The organism is Alteraurantiacibacter aestuarii, assembly GCF_039523595.1.
GTDB classification, from domain to species: Bacteria; Pseudomonadota; Alphaproteobacteria; order Sphingomonadales; family Sphingomonadaceae; genus Alteraurantiacibacter; species Alteraurantiacibacter aestuarii.
On record NZ_BAAAFP010000002.1, the window covers coordinates 529,293 to 551,221 of the forward strand.

A 21,929-nucleotide genomic window follows, 5' to 3' on the forward strand; every position below is an offset into this window, starting at 1 on the left:
ATGGGATTGTTCGAAGCCTCCGTTCCGCACCTCACAGTCGACCCCTTCGACGAAGAGTTTCTGGCAGATCCCTTCGCTCATCACGGCAGGTTGCGTGATGCCGGCCCCGTGGTGTGGCTCGAGAAATACCAGGTCTATGCCATGGCGCGCTTTGAAGAGGTGCAGGCGGCGCTGCGCGACCATGAGACATTCTGCTCAGCGCGCGGAGTGGGTCTTGCCGACTTTGCCAAGGAAGAGCCTTTCCGCGCGCCCTCGCTACTGCTGGAAACCGATCCGCCGCTGCATAGCCAGACACGCAAGCTGATGAGCAGGATCGTTTCGCTCAAAGCGCTCAAGGAGTTGCGGCCGCTATGGCAGGAAAAGGCGCAGGCGCTGGTGGCAAGCCTGGTGGAAAGGGGCCGCTTCGATGCGGCAACCGACCTGGGCGAAGTATTCCCCATGCAGGTGTTTCCCGACACGATCGGATTGATGGATGAAGGCCGCGAAAAACTGATCGAATATGCCACCATCGTGTTCAACGGGTTCGGACCGCGCAACCGTGTTTTCGAGCAGAGCCTGATCGGCAAGGAAGATTCCATCGCCTGGGTGGAAGAGGCCTGCAAGCGCGAGAATCTGAAGCCGGGTGGTTGGGGCATGGCGGTGTATGACGCCGTTACCGAGGCTGGCTTGCCGCCGGATTATGCGCCTCGTCTGGTCCGCTCCTTCCTCAGCGCAGGCGTCGATACGACGGTGAACGGTATTAGCCACCTCATGCTGGCGCTGGGCAAGTATCCGCAAGAATTTTCCAAGCTGTGCGCCGATCCGAAGCTGGCGACGCGCGCCTTTGAGGAAAGCCTGCGCTGGGATTCGACCGTGCAGACTTTCTTCCGCACCGCAACCCGCGATGTGGACGTTGCTGGCACGACTATTCCCGAAGGTGCCAAGGTCTTGCTTTTCCTCGCCTCCGCCAATCGCGATCCCCGCAAATGGGACGGTCCCGATGAATTCCGGATCGAGCGACCCGCAGGCGGGCATGTCGGCTTTGGTTTCGGCATCCACCAGTGCCTGGGCCAGATGGTCGCCCGGCTGGAGGGTGAGCTGATAGCGGCCGAATTTGCCCGGCAAGCCAGTTCCATTCGGATTGCAGGAGAGCCGGTCAGGCGGCTAAACAACACGCTGTGGGCGATTTCCAGCCTGCCGGTAGAAGTGGCTGGGAAATGACTGTGAGCGCTTCGCCCATCCTCCACTTCGCGCCGCAAACCTGCGCCCGCGTGACATTGACCGCGCTGGAGGAGATCGGCTTGCCGTTCGAAACCCGCCTCATCGCTTTCATGGCGGGCGAACACCGCAAGCCGGAATTTCTGGCAGTGAACCCTTCGGGCAAGGTTCCTGCGCTGGAAACCCAGCATGGCGTGATCGTGCAAAATGGCGCGATCCTCAGCTATCTGGCGCAGACTTATCCCGATGCTGGTCTGTTGCCCCAGCCAGATGATGCCGCCGGACGAGCAGGCATACTTACCGAACTTTTCCGTTGCTCCAGCGATCTGCACCCGCTGGTCACCCGCTTCGTGATGTCGCCGATGATATCGACTGACCCTGCAGATGCTCCGCGCATCCGGGCGAAAGCGGAAGAGGGTCTGACAATGCAGCTTGCTCCGCTGGAGCAGCGATTGGCTGGCCAGCCATGGATGCTGGGGGAGGAATGGTCGATCCTTGACGCATATCTTGGGTGGATATGGTTCCGTATAACCGGTGCAGGTTTCGAAGCAGATGATTATCCGGCGCTGCAGCAACATTATGTATGCGCCTCGCAAAGGCCCTGCGCCCAGGCCGCCTTGGCGCGCGAGGAAGAGGCGCAGGCAGAACTCAAAGCGCGCGGTCTCCTCTTCACGCCGCCGCCCGCACCCAAGACATGAAGCCGCTTGCGCGGTAAAAGCACATCGAGAGGATGAAACCATGATGACAGGACCAACCCGGCGCATTGTCACCGGCCATGACGCCAGCGGGCAAGCGATCATCCAGGAGGATGGCCCGGTTCCGCGTTACAAACAGGTTGGCGGTGCAACCGGGCCGGTGTTCCATGAGGTATGGAACACACGCGCCACGCCTGCTCCGATAGACGCTTCATCGGGAGAGCCAGACGAAGACGGCATCCTGCTCGCCGCGCCAAAAAACGGCACGCGCATTCGTGTGCTGGATATTCCGCCGGACGATGACAGCTTCAAGGATATGACGCCCGAGGAAGCCAAGGCGCATTTTGCGGAGATTGGTGCGGCCGATGCATCATCCTTCACCGGCAAGGAATCTCGCCATGCCCATATGCATCGTACGGAGACGATCGATTACGGCATCGTTCTGGAAGGCGAAGTCGTGTTGATCATGGACGAGGGCGAAACCACCGTTCGTCCGGGTGACATCGTGATCCAGCGCGGCACCAACCATGGCTGGGCCAATCGCTCTGACAAGAATTGCCGCATCGCCTTCATCCTGATCGATGGTGAATTCGATCCCGCGCTGAAAGGCTGACGATGATCCTTGCTACATTGCACGACGGGACGCGGGACGGGCGCCTTGTTCTGGTGTCTCCCGCATATGATCGCTTTGCTGCCGCACCTCTGCCAACCCTGCAGCAAGCTATTGAGGACTGGCCGGCTTTCGTAGAGGCCGCCGCCGGAGTCAGTGACTTTCCTCAGCTGCTCGATCCGGCATCGCTTACCGCACCGTTGCCGCGGGCATGGCAATGGCTCGATGGTTCCGTTTTCCCGACCCATGCCGACCTGATGCAGATCGCTCTTGGCCACGATCCGATCGAATCCGATCGGCCCCTGATGTATCAGGGCATGTCCGATCGCTTCTATGGCCCGACCGACGACGTGCCCCTCCCAAGCGAGGATGATGGCATCGATTTCGAAGGCGAGTTCGGCGTGATTGTGGACCATGTCCCGATGGGAACCAGTGCAGACGATGCGCTGAAGCACATCAAGCTGATCGTTCAGATCAACGACTGGTCCTTGCGCGCGATCGCCCCGGTCGAGATGAAGACAGGTTTTGGCTGGGTACAGGCCAAGCCCGCGTGTTCGATGGCGCCCTTTGCGGTCACGCCTGAAGTGCTGGGTTCAGCCTGGCAAGACGGGCGGGTGGGGCTGGATTTGCACATAGAATGGAATGGCAAGGCATTCGGTCACGCCAACGGCAGGGCGATGCAATTCGGCTTTCACGAGCTTGTTGCCCATGCTGCCCTGACCCGCGATCTGGTGGCAGGCACGATCATCGGATCTGGAACAGTGTCCAACGTCAACTATGCCGAAGTCGGGTCAAGCTGCATTTCCGAAGTTCGCGCAATCGAGATGATCGCAGATGGAAAGGCCAAGACCGGCTTCATGCGCTTTGGTGACAAGGTGCGGATGGAAGCGCGCGCAACCTCTGGTGCAGCGCCATTTGGCGCAATCGATCAGCAGGTGGTCGCAATATCGAGCAAGAAGTCTTGAGGCCAAACAGGGTTGAGCACTGATGCCGAAACAGGATGAAGGCCTTGACCCGAAATATCGCATGCCGCGATGCTTCGGGTATGCTCCCGGCCCTCGCAACCTTCCTGTTCACCAGCGCCACCGCCGCTACGAAAAGGAGATTGCGGCCTGCACCATGTCCGCTCGGACCGATCCGGATCAACTGGCGCAATTCCTGCCTGAAGGTCTGGTGCTCGGCGAAGAAGCCCGCCTCGAAGTTTGCGTCATGAGCTTCCACAACATCGGATGGCTTGCGGGGCGTGGATATGACATCCTGATGGTGCGGATACCAGCACGCTGGATGCAGCGTCAGAAACAGCAGTCAGGTTACTTCGTCCCCGTGGTGTGGGAGAACATGGCTGACCCGATCATCACGGGGCGCGAAGAGCTGGGTTGGTCAAAGATATTTGCCGATATTTCGGTATCTGCCGAACGCGATGAGCAATGGCGATGCACGGCATCCTGGGATGGCCACCGCTTCTTCGATTTCCAGGCTGCCGCCTTCGAAGAGGCAGCCTCGGCACCATCGCCAATGCCAATGGTGTTTGAAAAATATGTTCCCACCACGGGTGATCCCCAGGCATCGGATGCACATTACCTCACGATTACAGCATCCGATGGCCCGGATACGGAAATCCGGTCGGTAGAGAGAGGTGAAGGGAAGTTTGAATTCCGCGGTGCAAGCTGGGAACAGATGCCTACCCAATATCCGATCGTAAACGCACTTGCCTCGCTGCCATTGGAGGACTTTGGACCGGTCACGAGGGTAATGTCATCCGGAGGAGGAGACGGCAGCGGGCAAGCAAGGCTGGTGCCGGCGCTGTCAGACCAAACGCACCTGATTGAAAAGTGAGCGGACGAGGGCAGGGCAGTTGTCATGCCCAGAACTCGCAAACCCACCAGCCCGCAACGCCACCTCGTCGACCGACGAACTTGCAAGACCTGCCACTCGCTCGCCCTGGCCGAGTGGCAGAACCTCATGGCCTGAGGTCTGACGCCCTAGCGATAGCTGCGCCGATCGGAGACGATTTGCGATTAGACTGACAGCTCCACCATTTAAGTTGCTGATAAGTAAATGTAATCGAATCTCGCGATCAGGCACACGAACTCCTGACGGGGCGACAGGGGGATTTCTTGCATGCCAATCCCGGCTGTGAAGGTCGCGTGGGCGGAATGCCTCGCGCCGCTCAATCCGCTTCCGCGATGCGCAACTTCAGTCCGTCAAGCTCACTGCTCAACGGGATCTGGCATGACAGGCGGGAGCTTTCCTGCCGATGATCCGATCCATCTAGCAGGCTGTCCTCGTCGGCGGCCATGGCGGGCAATGGAAGAACGGACGCGGGATCGATCACCACATGGCAGGTGGCGCAAGAGCAGCAGCCTCCGCACGCAGCCAGCAAGTCCTCAAAGCCGTTGTCGCGGATGGCCTCCATCAGCGATCCTTCCGGCGATACTGTGATGGCTCGCGTTTCGCCCTTGAGGTCTTCGATGTGCAGGGTGATCATTTGATAGTCTCCGTTCAGCTGGCACTGGCCGCGCTGCAATTGGGGCGGATCCGGGTCCGCGGTTTTCGTGATGGGTGGAAGGGGTGGATCAACTGGGGTGTTGCGCCCCGGTATGCTGGGTGTTCTTCGCATCGCTGAATTCGGGATTGCCGGACAATGCCTTGCTGAAATGCCGCCGCACAAGCCACGGCTCGAGAATGCGGCCTACCACGTAAAGTGCGGCAAAAAGCGCGGCGAAGACATAGGCAGGAGTGGGCGAATGGCCTTTGTCTTCGTCCTCTTCCTCCTCCTTCTTGTCTTCAGGTTTCTCGGGCGCGGGCGCGCCAAGGAACACATCGAGCGGGTGTAGTGGCTTTACTTCGTCCTCTTGCTCATCCTCTTCGGCGGCATCCGCCCTGGCTTCGGTTGCAGGCTTCTCCAGATCGTTGATCAGGATCATGGCCTGGGCAAAGCCGAGGAACAGCAACGGGGCCAGAAAGCACATCAGCAATGCCGGGCTGGACAGCTTGTAGAACAGCTTTGATCTGCCGGATTGCTCGACAAGCTGCAGCGTACCGCGGGTGAAGGTCGCCAGCTTGTCCTGCGCTGCGGGATTTTCCTTGGTGTATGTCAGCGTATCGCCGTCGATCTCAAAGGTCGTGCCGCTCGCCTCCAGCAGCGGGCTGAGCCTGTCGAACGCATCTGCCGCAGACCGGGGCGGATCAAGCTCCAGCGAGCCGTCCACATGCCAGATCCGTTCGATCAGGGGTAGTTTCACTTGGACATTCTCCAGCAGGTTACCGGGCATGCGTCAGCCTGCTTTCCGCGCTCAGGGAGCGGGAAAAGCGGCTGGCAAACGCGTTACAGGGGCTTGGTCGAGGTGCGGCCTGGGCCTATTCGGCAGGAACGGCAGTGGGCTGGGGCAAGCGCTTGCGCAGCCACTTGCGACCGGCCCGGTACCATTCCCTGGGGGTGTAAAGCATCGTCTCGTGGACTGGCATGCGCCGGCCACCTTCCATCCCCAGCAGCTCCGCCTCGCCATCGATGCAGGTGCCGAACATGCGATCGATTATGATCCAGGTGCCGGAATAATTGCTGCGCGTCGCTTCATAGTCCTGCGAGTGATGCACGCTGTGGTGCTCGGTCGTGTTGAACAGGAAGCGCCACCAGGCCGGTGTGTTGAACCGCACGTTGATGTGCTGGTAAATGCTGACAGTCATGCCAAATGCGCCTGCAAGCAGTACGGCCCGCGGCAGGAAATCGAAGAATCCGCCGATGCCCAAACCGATCAGGAACAGCTCTATCGGATTGCCGACTGCGCCTTTGTTGATGTTCAACTGGGTAATGTAGTGATGGGGGGCATGGGTCGCCCACAGCGGATACCAGTTGTGCATGCCGCGATGCATCCAGTACTGGCCGAAATCGAACATGAAAGAGATCAGGATCGCCTGCAGCAGCAGCGGCATGCTGGTGAACCAGTCCAGCTTGCTCCAGTCATAGGAGCTCAGGATTGCATCGATAATCACGCCATCGCCAATGTAGGCATCGACCATGCGCAGGACGGTGTAGCCGAGGCCGACATAGAAGAGGTCGGTAATCAGTTCCTTCCAGGTCAGGGTCCAGCTCTTGTGGCGGGGGTTGACCCATTCGAGCGCCAGCAACAGCACCCTGAAGGCGATGCCAATGCCGATCGCTGTTGATGCCACGGCGATGGAATTGGGCGCGTAATACCAGAACAGGATTGCCGCGAAGAACATGACCGGCTGGAAATAGGTGAAGATAAAGCGCTTCACCGGACCGCCTTCAACGCGCGGAATGTTTTCCCAGCCAATGGTTACCGGAGCCTGTGCCCCGATGATCCTTTTGCCTACCAGAACACCGTCCATCGTCCTTACCCCGCTTTCGAGAGTCTGGAGATCCGAACCGTCGCACGCAGGACGGGGGGCTGACAATTTGCGAGCCTCGTGTCGTCGTTCCGTGCGTAATTCATCGGCGGACTCCGTATGGCCAGACCGACAATCGGCCCGGTCTCCTAAAGAATCTCTCCCGGCAAACGTGTTCTTATGTTTCTGTTGCTGGTCAGGCTATCGATATTAACGAACGCGTCAAGAGTAATAACGAACTTAAAGTGCCAAAATTGCGCCCGGCAGCGTCAGGCACGGCCTCAGCCCCTGTCAATGTAGGCCCGCCACCCGCCAAGATCGGTGATATCCTCTGCACCAACCGTCGCGCGAGGCTCCGCGACGAAGCCTTTCACGCTGCTGCCATCGGCCAGCGTGACCGTTCCAATGGCCAGTGGCGCAGGAACCTCGGCAACGAAACTTCCGAAGGCGGCAACGTCGAGCTCATAGACTTCGACTGCGATACCGGACCCGTCCTCGCTGTGGACAAGCGCCGGTTTGGCCGGCACGCTGTCGGCCATGGCGTAAAGGCGGTAGGTGGGCGCGGTCTGGAACGCACCGATGAAGCGTGCATCGCGCGAAGTCAGCTGCCAGTGCAGCGGCATGTCCTTCAGGTGCGCGCCAACGACAGCAAGTTTCACGCTTTCCATTCTTCCCTCCAAATCGAGTGGGGGCGGAGCGGGCAGGTCCGCCGCCGCAAGGTAGGTTTCGGCTGCCGACATCAGGCCGATGTCGGTACTGGCCGGGCCGATCAGCGTTATGCCAAAGCCGGTGCCGTTGCTGCGGACGCCGGTCGGCACGGCAATTGCGGCCATGTCGAGCAGGTTGACGAAATTTGTATAGCGCCCAAGATTGCTGTTCAGCGCGATCGGGCTGGCCAGCAATTCCGCCACCCGGTACGTGGTACCGGTGGTGGGAAAGGCCAGCATGTCGACCTGCTGCCACATCTCATCCGCATGGCGCTGCAGTTCGGCGAGACGGTAGATGCCGTTGAACAATTCCACCGCCGTGATGTCTGCTCCGGGCGCAACCACGCGGCGGACAGTTTCATCGATGGCATCCGGGTCGCTGCCCAGCAGCTCTGCGATGGCTGCGGTTCGCTCGGCCACCCACGGGCCGCTGTACAGCAGGCTCGCCGCCTCATCCAGCGGCGCGATATCCAGCTCGACGATCTGCGCATCTTTGCCCAGCCGGGTGAGCGCCGCATCGTAGAGATATTCGGACTGGCTGTCGCCAAACCATGCGCGCTGATCGCGGCGCGGCACGCCGATGCGCCGGGGCTGGAGCGGGCGGTCGGATAGCGGCTTCGAGAAGGGATCCGCCGGATCGAAACCGGCGATTACATTGTCCACCAGGCGCGCGTCTGCCACGCTGTCGGCAAATACGGTGATGCAATCCAGCGTCCGGCAGGCGGGGACCAGGCCGCGCGTGCTCCACCGCCCCTTGCTCGGCTTCAGTCCGACCAGGTGGTTGAAGGCAGCAGGCACCCGGCCCGATCCCGCCGTATCGGTTCCCAGCGAGAATGCGACGAGGCCCGCCGCGACGGCGACCGCCGAACCCGAGCTTGATCCGCCGCTGACATAAGCGAGGTTATAGGCATTGCGCGGAATGCCATATGGGCTGCGCACGCCGACAAGTCCGGTGGCAAACTGGTCCAGATTGGTCTTGCCAATGCAGATCGCGCCAGCTTCCACCAGCTTGTGGACCACGCTGGCAGATGCGGCTGGCGTATAGGCGAAGGCCGGGCAGGCTGCAGTCGTCTCGAACCCTTCCGCGTCGATATTGTCCTTGATGGCAAAGGGCACGCCCGCAAGCGGGAGGTGTTCTTTCAGCGCAATACGCGCGTCCACGGCGCGCGCGGCGGCGAGAATGTCCTCTGGCGCGGCGCGGCTGATCCAGATCCGCGGCTGCACCGCATCATAGGCGCAAAGGCGGGCAAGAACTTCTTCCGCCACGGCGAGCGCAGTGGTCTTGCCGCCATTTACCTGTGCCGCGATCGCGCCTGCGCTTTGCCGGTCCAGTGCCGTCATGAGCGCGTCAGCGCCAGCAGCGGAGCGCCCGGTTCTATCGATTGGCGTTCACTGATGTAGAGCGCGGAAATTGTCCCGCTGCCGGGGCTTTCCAGTGGGCATTCCATCTTCATTGCCTCAATTACTGCGATGATCTGGCCCGCCTGGACCTCGTCACCTTCGGCAACCAGCAACTTCCAGACGCTTCCCCCGAAGGGCGCTTCGATCACGTCGGCACCTTCGGGCACCTCGATCGTGGGGGCGGCAAGAGTGCCTGCTGCCGGATCATCGGCGAGTTCCGAAATGCGATCAAATTCGCCGTTGCGCTGCCATTCCGCGCGTTCATCATCGAAAGCGGCCTGACGCTGTTTCTGGAAGGCCGAGATTGAATCGGCGTTTTCGGCCAGGAAGGCGCGATAGTCCGCCAGGCGGAATTCCGAGTGCTCGACCTCTATCGACCGGCGGCCATTGGGAAAGTCCCTGCGCCATTCGACCAGCTCTTCCGCGCTCACCTTGAAAAAACGGATCTGGTCGAAGAAGCGCAGCAGCCACGGCTTGCCCTCCACGAAGGCGTCGGTCTGGCGATAGGTGTTCCACACCTGGATGGTGCGACCGAACAGCTGGTAACCGCCGGGGCCTTCCATGCCGTAGATACACATGTATGCGCCGCCGATCCCCACGACATTGGGCGGGGTCCAGGTGCGGGCGGGATTGTACTTGGTGGTGACCAGCCGGTGACGTGGATCGACCGGAGTGGCCACCGGCGCGCCCAGATAAACGTCACCCAGGCCCATCACCAGATAGCTGGCATCGAAGATCACATCCTCCACCGCATCGGCGTCTGTCAGGCCGTTTATGCGGCGGATGAACTCGATATTATCCGGACACCACGGCGCGTCATCACGCACCGCCGCCATGTACTTCTCTATCGTCTCGATGGTGGCCGGATCGCGCCAGCTGAGTGGAAGATGGACGATCCGCGACGGGATGGTGAAATCCTCCAGATCGCCAAGCTCGTTCTCGGCCTCCATCAGCGCGGCAAGTGCGCCCCGCTGGTCGAGCGCGTCATCGTCGAAATGGAGTTGCAGCGAGCGTATGCCGGGCACGATGTCGATCACTCCCGGCAGGGCCTTGCTTTCCAGCACGGTCATCAGCGCATGCACGCGGATGCGCAGTTCGATGTCGAGCACGATGGGCCCGTATTCAACCAGGATATTGCGGTCGCCCTGCTGGCGATAGACGGTCCGCGGACGCAGTCCCTGCGCCGGTGTGTCGGCAAGGATCGGCGAAAGCGCGGCGATCGCGCGTTCCGGCGCAGCGGCGGCAGGCTCCTGCGTAATCTGCGTCAACGGTGCGCGGTCGGCCGCAATGGCATCATCATATGTGACGGGTACGAAACGCAGGCGGTTGCCGGGGGCGAGCTGCCCGATCTTCCAGCGGTCCGCCGCGATCACCACGAAGGGACAGACGAAACCGCCGAGCGACGGGCCGTCCGGGCCAAGGATGATCGGCATGTCGCCGGTGAAGTCGACCGCGCCGATGGCGTATGGATTGTCGTGGATGTTCGACGGATGCAGGCCAGCTTCGCCGCCGTCGGTGCGCGCCCATTGCGGCTTTGGCCCGACCAGCCGCACACCGGTGCGGTTGCTGTTGTAGTGCACCTGCCATTCTGCCTTGAGGATCGCGTCTATATCCTCCTCAGTGAAGAAGTCCGGCGCGCCGTGCGGGCCGTAGAGGACTCGCAGCGTCCAGCGATTGCCGAAGTCCGGCGCCGCTTCCACGGGTGCGGGCGTGCCAATGTCGTTTGCCGCCAGGTGAAGCGTGTCACCGGCGAGCAGTCGCCGCGCCGCATGGCCGCCGAACTGGCCGAGCTCGAAGGTGCTGCGGCTGCCGAGATAGGGCGGAACCTCAAGCCCGCCTGCAAACAGGATATAACCACGCATGCCGCCGCCAGAAACGCGCCCGAGCGAGAGTGTCTGACCCGCGCCGATGTCAACAGGGATGCCCCGTTCAACTGGCTCGCCGTCCAGTCGGGCACCGAAATCGGCGCCGGCAAGGCATATCCGTGCTGGCGCGTTGAAATACAGGGTCGGTCCGGTGAAGGTAACCTCCAGCCCGGCGGCATCCTCCGGATTGCCGAGCCGCTGATTGCCGATCCGGAAGGAGCGATCATCCATCGGACCGGAGGGGGGCACGCCGATCGCCCACAGGCCCTGCCGGCCGGGCCAGTCCTGCACGGTGGTGGCAGTGCCGCCGGAGACCACCCGGACGCTGCGGGGATTATATTCGATCGTCTCGAGCAGCTTGGTGGAAACCTGCCCTGACGCGAAATCCTCATTGCGCACAACGTCGCGCAGCCAGCGCAGGTTGGTCTCGATACCGTCCAGGTGACTTTCGTCGAGCGCCGCCTGCATCGCCAATTTGGCTGCGTCCCGCGTTTCGCCGTGAACGATCAGCTTGGCGATCATCGGATCGTACCATGCGCTGATCGCACTGCCGGCCTCGCACCAGGTCTCCGCACGGATGGATTCGGGGAAATGGAGTGCGACGAGCGTGCCGGTGGTCGGGCGATAGTCGAGTGCAGGATCTTCGGCATACAGGCGAACCTGCATAGAGTGCCCGCGCGGCTCCGGCGGTTCGCCATTCAGGAACGAATAGTCACCCGTCGCCCCGCGGACCATCCACTCGACCAGATCGATGCGCATCACTTCCTCAGTGACGCCGTGCTCGACCTGAAGCCGTGTGTTCATTTCGAGAAAGAAGAATTCCTGACGTTCGGCATCGAACAGGAACTCGACAGTGCCTGCAGAGCGATACCGGGCAGCCTCGCCAAGGCGGACAGCCGCAGCGATCAGCTCTTCGCGCACTGCCGGGGAGAGTTGCGGGGCGGGGGCTTCCTCGACCACCTTCTGATTGCGTCGCTGCAATGAGCAATCGCGTTCGCCAAGCGGCATTATGCGGCCATCCCCGTCGCCGAAAATCTGCACTTCGATATGGCGCGCGCGGGAAATATACCGTTCGAGGAACACGCCTGCATCGCCGAAATTTCCGGCGCCGAGACGCGCGACACCGGCGAAGCCTTCGCGCACGGCGGCTTCGTCCTCGCAGATCCGCATGCCGATGCCGCCGCCGCCAGCGGTGGCTTTCAGGATTACCGGATAGCCGATTTCATTGGCTGCCTGTGCGGCGTTGTCGGCATCGGTCAACAGTCCCGTGCCGGGTGCGAGTGCCACGCCGTGTTCAGCCGCCAGCGCGCGGGCGCTGTGCTTGAGGCCAAAGGTGCGCATGTTCTCGGGCGTGGGGCCAACGAACACGATGCCGGCGGCTTCGCAGGCCTCGGCAAATTCGGCATTCTCGGCCAGAAAGCCATAGCCGGGGTGGATGAAGCCGGCGCCGGTTTCCCTCGCCGCATTGATGATCGCAGCGACATCAAGATAGCTCTCTGTCGCCGGTGCGGGACCGATGCAAACGGCCACATCCGCCTGCGACACATGCAGCGAACCGGCATCGGCCTCGGAATAAACGGCCACCGAACGCAGGCCCATGCTGCGCAGAGTGCGGATAATCCGGGTGGCGATTGCCCCCCGGTTTGCGACCAGTACCGTCGTTATACTCATGCCGTGACGATCATCCGCACTTTGGTTGGATTGAAGGCGTTGCAGGGATTGTTGATCTGCGGGCAATTCGACACCACGACGATCACATCCATATCGGCGCGCAGATCGACCGTAAGCCCCGGGGCCGAAATGCCATCGACGATCCCCAGCGAACCGTCTTCCATGACCGGCACATTCATGAAGAAATTGATGTTGGAGACAATGTCCCGCTTGCTGCGCCCCTCAGTCAGGTTGGCTTCGAGGAAGTTCTCGACGCAGGCATGTTGCGACTTGGTGTGATGGCCGTAGCGCAGCATATTGGATTCGCAGGAGCAAGCCCCGCCAATTGTGTCGTGATACTCGACCGAAGTGGCGGTGATGGTCATCATCGCGCGCCCTTCGTTCGACCGCAGCACCGATCCCTTGCGCAGGAACAGATTGCCCTGCATCGCAACGGTGTCCTGCGCGCTGTAGCGTTCGGCATCGTCGGCGGCGCAATAGAGCAGGAAGTCGACCGCCTGATTGCCTTCCAGATCGACAATGCGGAGGGATTGACCGGCGGCGATATGATAAAGCCAAGGTGCCCGGGCGGGCACGACCTCGTCATGAATAACAGTGTCTGAAAGCCCTTGTAATCCCGGTGCGGCAGTCATTTCTGGGTCAGTCTTCCTACTTAGCGGCGGAAATAGTCTTCAACGTTCTGGAAGGCACGCAACCCCTCCGGCGTTGCGGTGCGAATGGGATCGTCTTCGCCTGTCACGGCGCCGCGCCAGGCAGAAAGGCGCAGGGGCGTGACGGTCCACGCCTCGCGCGGATCCAGGACGTGCGGGCAATTGGCGATCACGATAATCACGTCCATTTCGGCGCGCAGCAGCACGGTGCGCCCGGCAGCGAAGGGGCCGACAAGCGGAACGATGGTCCCGTCCGCTTCGATCCGCGTGCCTTTGAACAGGTTGACGCAAGGGTGGACATCGCGCCGTTGCAGCCCGTGCTTGGCGGACCCGAGCAGCAGGCGGTCGCGGCCGTTGGGGCAGGCGCCGCTGTTACTGCCTTCGCCATATTTGGCTGCGTTGGTCGCAGCGTTGGAGGTGCCGCAAAAAGTGTCGTGGGTTTGTGCGTCGTCTTCCACGATGCTCAGCAACACGCGGCCCATGTCGGACAGTAACAGCTTGCCCGCGCCGAGATAGGCATTCCACTGGACCTTGACCGTATCCGCGACATTCAGGCGCTCACTCGGCATTTCGGCGTTGAAGACCAGCAGCGAGGCGCATGCATCGCCTGCCAGGTCGATCATCCGCAGCCGGGTGCCGCGCGCCAGCCTGCGCGTGGCATAACCGCCTGCCGCGACAGTCTCTTCCCACAGCAGATCATCGCAATCGACATCGGCGGGAAGGTCGTCGGCCACGGGGGGCAGCGCGGGCATGGCTTCGACGACCGTGCCCCCCATCGCGCGGGCATGATCGCGTGCCGCTTTGGGATCGGCGAGTGCTGTCACGCAGCCATGCCCTTGCGGGATCGGTCCCTGCCCGGGGCCTCGTCATCCTTGCCGGTTGCCTGATCCTGCTCGTGCAGCGGCGGCAGCAGGGCGGTCGTGGTGACGAGTTGCAGCTGATGGACGCCGCGAATTCCGCGCAAGGCATCGCACAGAGCCTCCAGCCGGACAGCCGGACCCTGTACCAGCAGAACTTCGAGTGACTGGTCGTCCTCGAGAAACACGTGCTGCGAGGAGATGACTTCCTTCAGATAGTGAAGCTGGGTTGTGGCGAGTTGCTGCCGCACGCCTGCGCGGTCTCCGCGATAAACCAGCGTAATGGTCCCGGCCAGCGTGCCTTTGGGGCGGGTCAGTGCCTCATGGTCCGCCAGCGCATGACGGATCAGCTCGGCGATCAGCTGCGAACGGGACGGCAGGCCGCGCTCTTCAACCATCACGTCAAGCTGTCGGGAAAGCTCTGCCGGAAGACTCATGCTGAGCCTGGCGAGACTGGTGGGTTCGGTAGCCATATTGTTCCTCCTCTCAATTATTACGAGTTTCGTCAACTGTAATAATGCAGTTGACTTCCGGGCCGTTCTCAGCGCCATTGTCAACGCAAGTTCCGGCCTCGACGGTGGCCTGCTTCTTGAGCGGAAGGTCGTAAACGACGGTGGCACCGTAACGGTGCGGAGCGTGCGGATCATGGCGCGCCTTGTCCAGTGTCAAAACGCGCGTGCCGAGCGAGAATGCCTCGCCGATATCGTGGGTTACCATCACGACGGTCAGCGAATAATCGCTCCACAAGCGCGTTATCAGCGCGTGCATGTCGGCCCTGATGCCGGGATCAAGCGCGCCAAACGGCTCGTCCAGCAGCAGGAGTCTGGGCCGCTTGATCAGCGCTTGGGCAATTGCCAGACGCTGTTGCATACCGCCAGACATCTGGGCCGGGTAAAGATGCAGGTTGTCGCTCAGGCCAACAGCCGCCAGCATCTCTTCCGCCTCTGCTTCGGCAGCCCGGCGGCGCGCGCCGAACAATCGTGCAGTCAGCGGAGCCTGCGCGCATTCGAGACCGAACACGGTGTTGCCCAGAACCGTCAGGTGGGAAAACACCGAATACCGCTGGAACACCACGCCGCGGTCAGGCTCACATTGGGGTTTGAGCGGCTCATCGTTGAGCAGGATGGTCCCCTTGGTCGGCGCTTCCTGCCCCAGCAGCACGCGCAGCAGACTGCTCTTGCCTGCTCCTGACGGGCCAATGATCGAGACAAAGGAGCCCGCCTCGATATTGAGGTTGATCCGCTCCAGGACCACCTTGTCGCCATATTCGACCCAAACGTTCTGGAGGCTGAGCAGCGCGTTCAATGGTTTGCTCCATGAGCCCAGCGGAACAGGCGGCGACTGGACCAGTTCAGAAGAATGTCCGTCGTCGCGGCGAGCAGCGCTATCCACGCCACGTAAGGCAGGATCACGTCCATCGCCAGATAGCGGCGGACCAGGAAGATGCGATATCCAAGCCCGATATCGGAGGCGATCGCCTCTGCCGAGATCAGGAAGACCCACGCCGGACCAAGCGACAGGCGCACTGCCTGGATCAGCCGCGGCATGGCCTGGGGCAGGGCGACCCGCAGGATCAGTTGCCAGGTGCTTGCGCCCAGTGTCTGCGCCTTGACGATCTGCTCTCTGGGCAAGGCGGCCATATGGGCAGCAATGTCGCGGATCATGAAGGGCGCCACGCCGATGACGATCAGCGCCACCTTGGCGGTCTCCCCAAGTCCGAAGGCAATGAACAGTATCGGCAGCAATGCGATTGGCGGGATAACTGCGATGCCGGTCACCAGCGTGGAAAAGGTCGCGCGGACAGGTGGCAGTATGCCCAGCAATATCCCCACGATCAGAGCGGCCAGCGTGGAGATGGCTATCCCCAGGCCAAGACGCTGCAGACTGGCGAACGTGTCTGCCCAGAACAGGAGCCTGCCAGACAGGCGATCCGGTTCAAACACCAGCCCCCACATGGCCTGCACCATGGCGCCGGGAATGGGCAAAATCTTGTCGCTGGGATTGATCGCGTGGCGATCAGCAGAGACCACCAGATAAACCATCAACAGGACCAGGATCGGAATGGCGCCGAGGAGCAGGCTGTTGCGGCGCCCTATGTTACGGTTCACCCAGCGCATAACATTCCGATCAGGATCTTGCTGTCAGCCAGTTTCAGCAGGTCACAAGGCCCCATCTGCGGCCATTTGCATGTAGGTTTCGTCGAAACGCAGGGTGATGTGATCCGGATCGCCCAGGGTCTTGCCTCCCGGAAACGCCATGCCGATCGCATCGGCAGAACTTGCCCCCTGGCCGAACAGTCCCTGCGAGAAGCTGAAGTCGCGCACACGCGTCATCGTCTCGATCAGCGCCGCGTCCGAAGTGGCCGCGACTGCCGCCTGCGGCTCTGTGTAGAGATAAGTGGTTGCAAGCTGGCCCTCGAAATTCTCGAGCGTTGTACCGGCAAGCTCGGCCATCGCCGCACGTGCCGCTCTGCCCTGCTCGTCCTGCCTTTGCATCAATGCGGTCGTCTCGTACCAGATGCCAGCCAGGGCCTTGCCGAGGTTGGGATTGGCCTGGAGCGTCGCCGTGTCGACGACCAGAAGGTCAAGAATCTCGCCCGGGATATCAGCGGAACTGAACACTTCGTTCGCGCCGGGTGTCTGCCTCATCGTCGAGAGCTGCGGGTTCCAGGCGACTGCGGCGGTCACGTCGGGCGAGGTGAAGGCGCTGGCGATATCCGCGTCCGAGGTGTTGACGGTCCTGACATCAGTCATGGACATGCCGACCGATTCGAGCCCGCGGGCGAGCAGATAGTGGGATACCGAAAGCTCGACCAGATAGACCTGTCGCCCCATGATTGCGCTGAGGCTGTCGGAGCCCTTCAGGAGAATACCGTCATTGCCGTTGGAATAGTCGCCGACGATAATTGCGCTGGTGTCCTTCCCGCCCGCTGCGGGGATGGTGAGGGCGTCCATGTTCGCAACGGTCACGCCGTCAAGCTGACCGGCGGTATACTGGTTCACCGACTCGACGTAGTCATTGACCTGCACAATGTTGATCTCAATGCCGTATTTGTCGGCCCACTTCTTCACGATGCCGGCCTGATCGGCATAGGCCCAGGGCATCCAGCCGGCATAGATCGACCAGCCGATGCTGAACTCGGTTCGTGGTGCTGCTGTTTCCTCGGCTGTTGGTGAGCAAGACGCTATGACGAAGGCGCATGCCAGTATCGCTACTGCCCCCGCGCGACGGATCTTGTTGAGCATGGTTGGTTTCCTTTCGCACTTGCAGCATTGCCGCAAACCAACGCATTGTCCATCGGAAATGTATTACCATTGTTATTTTTCGTAATATCCATATGAAGGCAGTTGTTCGCGTGGGCGGCAGCAGTTGCGCCAGCACCACGAATCGCCTGGGAGGGCTTGCATAGAAGGCTTACGCGCGCCGCCGATCTGGTGGCCTTGCTCGGAGTATTCGATGCCTCAGTCGCCCACATCCAGCTACAATCCGGCCCTGTCCGGTAACTCGCAATCCGCGACATCGCGCAGCTATCCCAATGGCAATCCGGTTCTGGGATATAACCCGGTCGGCGCACGCAACACCGATTCCGCCGTGCCGCTGCATGGCGCCGGGCCTGTGGTGCATGACTATGCCTGCGAAGAGGCGGCGGCGGGCAGTCTCTCCTTTCGCTGGACATATGGCTCCAACGTCGCGGCCACAAATCGCGATCCGCGGGTGCAGGTGGTGCAATATAATGAGGACACTTTCGTCATGCGGCAGAACGTCTGCGTGCATTGGGAAGCGCCTTTCACCTATCTGCTGTTCGGCAACGATGGCGCCCTGCTGATCGATACCGGCGCGACCGCGAATGCCAGCCATTATCCGCTGCGTGAGACGGTGGATGCGATCGTCACCCGCTGGGGTCAGGCACGCGGACGCACAAGCGTGCCGTTGACTGTTGCGCTGACATCGGCCGAGGATATCGCGCAGAACCAGGGGCTGGTGCAGTTTGCCGGTCGGCCGGACACCATGATCGTTCCCAAGCCGCTGGAGCTTATGAAGCTGCATTATGGCGTCAGCGCCAGCTGGCCTTCGGGCAGTGGCCATATCGATCTGGGCGACCGCGTGATCGAAGTGATCCCCACACCCGGCTCGCACAAGGACGGGGTGAGCTTCTACGATCCCTATTGTGATTTCCTGTTCACCGGCGACCTGCTGTTTCCGGGCCGGATCAACATCAGCAATGATCGCGACTTTGTGGCGTCGCTGGAACGGCTGACTGCCTTTGCCGCGCGCAATCCGGTCAAATGGCTGCTCGGCGGTCATATCGACATGATGTTCTTGCCGGGCAAGTACTACCCGCGCTTCAGGAACTTCAAACCCTATGAGCGGGTGCTGGAAATGACGCCCGACCTGATTGGAGAGGCACTGCACCACGCGCGTGAGATCGCCGGGAAAGAGACGATGCTGATCCGGCCCGATTTCGTGCTCTTCAATGGTGTCAGCCCCGATCAGAGGTCGCAGGTTTGGCCCGAGGGTGTGCCCAATATTGAAGCGCCCCGACCCTTCTGACGACTGAAAGGACCATCATGGACCGTCGTGCCTTCATTTCATACAACGCGGCGATCGCCGTCACTCAGGTGGCAGGCGTAGCGCTGACGACCCGAAGCGAAGCAGCAATGGCCGCCACGCGCGCCCAGGACATCGATTTCAAGAGCAATCTGCCCGCACCCGGAAGCTTCCCCGACCGGTGGATATGCGGTTCGTCGTCCTGCATGGACAACACCGATCCGCCCGTTCACGTCCATTGGTACAATGCGCACACCGCCATTCTGAGGCAGAACAAGGCCTACAGCTACGAAGCGCCGTTCGCACCGCTCTATTTCGGCAATGACCGGGTACTCCTGCTCGACGAAGGCTTTACCCAGCTGCGCAACGACTGGGATCTGCGCGGCGTCGTCGACGAATGTATCGACGAGTGGTGCGCGCGAAATGGCCGCGACCCTGCCAGCATGGAACTGCTGGTCGCCTTCAGCCACCTTCACGCAGACCACTATGCCGCCACCAACCAGTTCGCGGACCGTCCCCGCACGCGCTATATGGGCCTGACCCATGAGGAGATGGTCGGCTTCTGGGGCATGACCAATTTTCCGGAGGAGCGTGTGACGCTCGACCTGGGCGGGCGCGAGATTCTTATCTGGGGTTCGCCCGGCCACGTGGTCTCGGAATTCGCCTATTACGACAGCTACACCCAGATCCTCTACACCGGCGACATGTTCTATCGCGGGCGCTGCTACATCAGCTTCTGGGAACCGTGGTTCGACAGCATGACGCGGCTGATCGAGTTTGTTGATACCCATCCCGTGACCCATGTCATGGGTTGCCATGTGGAGATCAGCAAAGACGGCGAGGACTACCCCTACGGGGTCACCTATCAGCCCGACGAGGCGCCGGTGCAAATGACCTTGCAGCAACTTCGCGAGGCATATGACTATGCCAAGACGATTACCGAGCCGGGCATCTATTTCACCGGCACCGTGTTCCTCTGCAATCAGACGCGCAGCATGACCACCATCGATGTCAATCCATACCGTTACAGTTGAGCCAAGGCAGGCTCGCCGCAGGAGAACCTTAATGAAACAGATCGTTGCTCTCGCCTTGCTGTGTACGGCAGCGTGCTCTTCGGAAACGCCGGAGGTGCCGGAAGCCACCCCGCTTCCCTTCACCGAAAACGCCATGGCGGTGCCCGGCTTTGCCGATTTCCTGCTGGTTGACGGGGATACGGTGTGGACCACCAACGATGGCCGCATTGAACAATGGTCCACCGACGGCAAGCTGGCCGCGGTGGAGATTGCCCGCCCCTGCGGCACGATGGCGATGGCCGAAGGCTCGCTGTGGGTCGGCAATTGTGAAGGTGGCGAAGTCTACCGGATCGATCCGGTCACGGCGCAGGTGGTCGCAACCATTCCCGCCGGCATCGGGCCGAGCGGGGAGCAGAACGTCGTCGCTGGCGCGGGATCCGTCTGGGCTCCGGATCAGGCGGCGGGCAAGATCTCGCGGATCGATCCCGCAACCAATACGGTGGTCGCCTCAATCGATGTCGCACCCGGTACAACCTATCTCGCATTTGGCTTCGATGTTGTGTGGGCCGTTAGCGGAGAGGGGCAGTCACTTCAGCGGATCGATCCGGCAACCAATACCGTGACAGATACGATATCGCTGGGCGAGATGCCCGGCTTCCTTGCCGCAGGCGAGGGCGCGGTCTGGGTGCAGGAGCAGGGTGCAGGCACGGTTGCCCGGATCGATCCGGCCACTCGCGCAGTGACCGATCGCGTGACCGTCGGCGAAAACCTTAAATGGGGCGATATCGATACTGGCGGCGGCAAGGTCTGGCTGCGCACGACCGATGACCAGACATTCGTGGAGATCGATGCGGAGACGATGGAAATCCTCGCGCGTGTCGGCGCCGCCGAGGGCAGCGGCGCGCTGCGCTACACGCCGGACGGCATCTGGACCAGCGCGCATGATGTTCAAACACTGACCTGGTGGACCAGGAAATGATGCACCCCCGGGGCCAGCTGACAGCGTCTCCTGGCCCCGGGCATGATTCGACAATCATCGCCTGCACTTGTTGCATCTGGATGACGCGGGAGCATGACGGGGATGTCGGAATGGCCGGAATGCAGCGCCAAAGAAGCGCCAAAGAGGACCAAAAATTCAATGATTCCCGCACTTGCGAAGCTTATTCGCAGTTGCAGCAAAAAGCCTGATTAATACTCTTGACGCATTCCGTAATATCTATACATTTTCCCTTGTCGCCACAGAGAACGACAGAAACAGGGGAAGAGGATCTGCAGGATTGGGCCGGCTTTCGGCCTAATATGGAGATTGTCTATGGATCGACCGTCGGCCAGCTATACGTCCCCTGAGGATGCCTGCGCTGCTGAGGTTGTGTCGGCTTCCATCGAGAATTCAGCCAGCGAACTCATGGCCGACAAGGCCAGGGAAAGTCCGTTAAAGCGGACCCTCATCAATCTGGTGCCACCTGCGACGCTTGTGTTTGTCGTCTTGAGCTGGATGCTTCTTCCCAGGTCGATAACCGAAAGCGAATGGTCGCTCGTCGTCGCCAGCGCAGCCATCACCTTCTTCGTGCTGGGCCTGGAGCAGGTTCTCGAACGCCACAAGAGCTGGCGCCTGAACCGCAAGGAATTCGCCACCGACCTTTTCTACGTCATTCTGATGGCCACCGCGATCTCGTGGGCGGCGCAGACCTTCGCCGATCAGCCGCTTGTCTCGCTCAAGGAATCGCTCGGCATTGCCACGCCCTGGGTTTTGGCCATGCCGTTCCTGTTGCAGGTCGCCCTGGTGGTCTTCCTGATTGAGTTCGGTCAGTACTGGATGCACCGGCTGATGCACGACTGGTATCCGGCCTGGCTGACCCACGCGCCGCACCACCACATTACCCAGCTCAATGCGATGAAGGGGGCGGTGGGCAATCCCATCGAACTCTTCCTGATCAGCCTGAGCGTTATTGCGCTGTTCGATTTCGATACGGTCGCCTTGTTCTGCGGCATCAACGTGCTCAGCGTGATTTCCGTCTTCGCGCACGCCAATGTCCGCTCGGACCCGCCAGTGTTTTACTCATACGTCTTCACCACGATCCGGCATCACAGCCTGCATCACACGGCGCTGAGCTATGAGGACACGCGTTGCAACTACGGTAACTCGCTGATCCTGCTCGACCGGATCTTCGGCACCTATCGTGAAGGTGAGTCCGAGATTGTGGGCCAGGATGAGCGCAGGCGGCTGACAATCTACGAGCAGTTCCTGTTCCCGTTTCAGCCGCTGATCCAGAAATACAATGCAAAAAGGAGCAAGTCGGCATCGGCCGATACTTGAGAAGTGCCAGCCATAGGAGTGCAAATTAAAATAATCAGACGGGATCGC

Annotated in this window: 20 protein-coding genes; 9 read left to right on the plus strand and 11 right to left on the minus strand. The window is 61.2% G+C overall.

The window, feature by feature from the left end:
- Genes ABDZ98_RS06310 through ABDZ98_RS06330 form a run of 5 tightly spaced genes read left to right on the plus strand, consistent with a single transcriptional unit; the run spans position 1 to position 4,338 of the window.
- Positions 1-1,200: a cytochrome P450 gene (locus ABDZ98_RS06310; protein WP_160590169.1), complete on the plus strand. Its 1,200-nt coding sequence runs from the start codon at positions 1-3 to the stop codon at positions 1,198-1,200.
- Between the two features lie 2 nt (positions 1,201-1,202).
- On the plus strand, positions 1,203-1,895 hold the full coding sequence (locus tag ABDZ98_RS06315; RefSeq protein WP_160590167.1) for a glutathione S-transferase N-terminal domain-containing protein: 693 nt from the start codon (positions 1,203-1,205) through the stop codon (positions 1,893-1,895).
- Between the two features lie 40 nt (positions 1,896-1,935).
- Positions 1,936-2,505 carry a cupin domain-containing protein gene (locus ABDZ98_RS06320; RefSeq protein WP_337190160.1) on the plus strand — a complete coding sequence of 190 codons (570 nt, stop codon included), beginning with the start codon at positions 1,936-1,938 and terminating at the stop codon, positions 2,503-2,505.
- A 2-nt stretch (positions 2,506-2,507) separates the two neighbouring features.
- Entirely contained in the window at positions 2,508-3,467 is a 960-nt protein-coding gene (locus ABDZ98_RS06325; RefSeq protein ID WP_160590166.1) for a fumarylacetoacetate hydrolase family protein, read from the plus strand.
- Between the two features lie 22 nt (positions 3,468-3,489).
- Positions 3,490-4,338: an acetoacetate decarboxylase family protein gene (locus ABDZ98_RS06330; protein WP_160590164.1), complete on the plus strand. Its 849-nt coding sequence runs from the start codon at positions 3,490-3,492 to the stop codon at positions 4,336-4,338.
- Between the two features lie 334 nt (positions 4,339-4,672).
- Here ABDZ98_RS06330 and ABDZ98_RS06335 read toward each other — a convergent pair whose 3' ends face one another.
- From ABDZ98_RS06335 to ABDZ98_RS06385, 11 genes are all read right to left on the minus strand, one after another.
- On the minus strand, positions 4,673-4,990 hold the full coding sequence (locus ABDZ98_RS06335) for a 2Fe-2S iron-sulfur cluster-binding protein (protein ID WP_160590162.1): 318 nt from the start codon (positions 4,988-4,990) through the stop codon (positions 4,673-4,675).
- A gap of 88 nt (positions 4,991-5,078) precedes the next feature.
- Complete coding sequence (locus tag ABDZ98_RS06340) at positions 5,079-5,777, minus strand: hypothetical protein (protein WP_160590160.1); 699 nt, start codon at positions 5,775-5,777, stop codon at positions 5,079-5,081.
- A gap of 85 nt (positions 5,778-5,862) precedes the next feature.
- Positions 5,863-6,855, minus strand: coding sequence for a sterol desaturase family protein (locus tag ABDZ98_RS06345; protein WP_160590158.1), 993 nt, complete (start codon positions 6,853-6,855; stop codon positions 5,863-5,865).
- Positions 6,856-7,133: 278 nt separating this feature from the next.
- Entirely contained in the window at positions 7,134-8,900 is a 1,767-nt protein-coding gene (atzF, locus tag ABDZ98_RS06350) for an allophanate hydrolase (RefSeq protein WP_160590156.1), read from the minus strand.
- On the minus strand, positions 8,897-12,496 hold the full coding sequence (uca, locus tag ABDZ98_RS06355; protein WP_160590154.1) for an urea carboxylase: 3,600 nt from the start codon (positions 12,494-12,496) through the stop codon (positions 8,897-8,899). The genes atzF and uca overlap by 4 nt, the downstream gene beginning before the upstream one ends.
- Entirely contained in the window at positions 12,493-13,128 is a 636-nt protein-coding gene (locus ABDZ98_RS06360) for an urea amidolyase associated protein UAAP2 (RefSeq protein ID WP_160590152.1), read from the minus strand. Before ABDZ98_RS06360 ends, uca begins: the two co-directional genes overlap by 4 nt.
- 20 nt (positions 13,129-13,148) lie before the next feature.
- Positions 13,149-13,922, minus strand: a complete 774-nt coding sequence (locus ABDZ98_RS06365) for an urea amidolyase associated protein UAAP1 (RefSeq protein ID WP_160590289.1) — start codon at positions 13,920-13,922, stop codon at positions 13,149-13,151.
- A 44-nt stretch (positions 13,923-13,966) separates the two neighbouring features.
- Positions 13,967-14,476: a CopG family ribbon-helix-helix protein gene (locus ABDZ98_RS06370; protein WP_160590150.1), complete on the minus strand. Its 510-nt coding sequence runs from the start codon at positions 14,474-14,476 to the stop codon at positions 13,967-13,969.
- Between the two features lie 13 nt (positions 14,477-14,489).
- On the minus strand, positions 14,490-15,308 hold the full coding sequence (locus ABDZ98_RS06375) for an ATP-binding cassette domain-containing protein (RefSeq protein ID WP_160590148.1): 819 nt from the start codon (positions 15,306-15,308) through the stop codon (positions 14,490-14,492).
- Positions 15,305-16,120 carry an ABC transporter permease gene (locus tag ABDZ98_RS06380; protein ID WP_160590146.1) on the minus strand — a complete coding sequence of 272 codons (816 nt, stop codon included), beginning with the start codon at positions 16,118-16,120 and terminating at the stop codon, positions 15,305-15,307. The genes ABDZ98_RS06375 and ABDZ98_RS06380 overlap by 4 nt, the downstream gene beginning before the upstream one ends.
- 42 nt (positions 16,121-16,162) lie before the next feature.
- The gene (locus ABDZ98_RS06385; RefSeq protein WP_160590144.1) at positions 16,163-17,248 is read right to left on the minus strand and encodes a putative urea ABC transporter substrate-binding protein; all 1,086 of its coding nucleotides are present in this window, start codon (positions 17,246-17,248) and stop codon (positions 16,163-16,165) included.
- 211 nt (positions 17,249-17,459) lie between these two features.
- Between ABDZ98_RS06385 and ABDZ98_RS06390 the strand changes: the two genes are divergently transcribed.
- The 4 genes from ABDZ98_RS06390 (at position 17,460) to ABDZ98_RS06405 (ending at position 21,881) form a co-directional block, all read left to right on the plus strand.
- Positions 17,460-18,554 carry an MBL fold metallo-hydrolase gene (locus ABDZ98_RS06390; RefSeq protein WP_160590142.1) on the plus strand — a complete coding sequence of 365 codons (1,095 nt, stop codon included), beginning with the start codon at positions 17,460-17,462 and terminating at the stop codon, positions 18,552-18,554.
- A 17-nt stretch (positions 18,555-18,571) separates the two neighbouring features.
- A complete protein-coding gene (locus tag ABDZ98_RS06395; protein WP_160590140.1) occupies positions 18,572-19,585 on the plus strand; it encodes an MBL fold metallo-hydrolase in 1,014 nt (337 codons plus the stop codon).
- 31 nt (positions 19,586-19,616) lie between these two features.
- Positions 19,617-20,543 (plus strand): Vgb family protein, encoded by a 927-nt coding sequence (locus tag ABDZ98_RS06400; RefSeq protein WP_160590138.1) that lies wholly within the window; start codon positions 19,617-19,619, stop codon positions 20,541-20,543.
- A gap of 333 nt (positions 20,544-20,876) precedes the next feature.
- Positions 20,877-21,881, plus strand: a complete 1,005-nt coding sequence (locus ABDZ98_RS06405) for a sterol desaturase family protein (protein WP_419866759.1) — start codon at positions 20,877-20,879, stop codon at positions 21,879-21,881.
- The last annotated feature ends 48 nt before the right edge of the window (positions 21,882-21,929 follow it).